Below are 842 nucleotides of genomic sequence, written 5' to 3'. Positions count from 1 at the left end.
GGGCGGCGTAGTTGTCCATCACCAGGTGCAGCTCCTGATCGGGGTAGGCGCGGGAGACCTGCCTCAGAAAGGCCAGAAACTCCTGATGGCGGTGACGCTTCTTGCAGGCCGCGGTCACCGTGCCGGTCGCGATCTCCAGCGCCGCGAACAGCGTGGACGTGCCGTGGCGCTTGTAGTCGTGGGTCCGCCGCTCGGGCAGCCCCGGTTGCATCGGCAGCAGCGGCGCGGTGCGATCCAGCGCCTGAATCTGGGACTTCTCGTCCACGCACAGCACGACCGCGTTCTCGGGAGGCTCCAGGTAGAGCCCGACCACATCGGTGACCTTGGCGACCAGCTCCGGGTCAGTGGAGAACTTGAAGGTCTCGCTCCGCCAGGGCTGAACCCCGTACTCCCGCCAGGCCTTCGCGACGGTGCCATTGCCGATCCCCAGGTGCCGGCCCAGCAGCCGCGAGGACCAGTGCGTAACCCCGTACTTCTTCGGCGGCGGAGCCAGCGTCGCCGAGACGATCTGGCCATGATCGACCTGGCGCGGCCGTCCCGCGCGGGGCTCATCCTCCAGCCCCTCGATACCTTTGACCTGGTAACGGTCCCGCCAGGCCAGCACGGTCGGCCGGGAGACCCCCACCGTCTGGGCGATATGGGTGTTAGAGACCCCATCGGCGGCCAGCAGCACGATCCGTGCCCGCTGCGCCAGCCCCGCTTTCACCGTCGATGAACGGGTGAGCCGTCGCAGCTGCTCGAGGTCACCCTCGCGCAATATCAGAGCCGGAGCAGGTCGATTCGCCATGCCCCCATGATCCCAAACCACGAACCGTAAACTAACTAACGACACGCGCCACTAG

At 67.1% G+C, this 842-nt stretch carries 1 protein-coding gene; it reads right to left on the bottom strand.

The features are described from left to right. A partial coding sequence (locus INT49_RS20845; protein ID WP_226851145.1) for an IS630 family transposase occupies nt 1–787 on the bottom strand: 787 nt, incomplete at its 3' end. Nucleotides 788–842 lie beyond the last annotated feature (55 nt).

The organism is Brachybacterium tyrofermentans (assembly GCF_014897585.1).
Classification (GTDB): domain Bacteria; phylum Actinomycetota; class Actinomycetes; order Actinomycetales; family Dermabacteraceae; genus Brachybacterium; species Brachybacterium tyrofermentans.
This window is presented reverse-complemented; position numbering and strand designations above follow the sequence as displayed.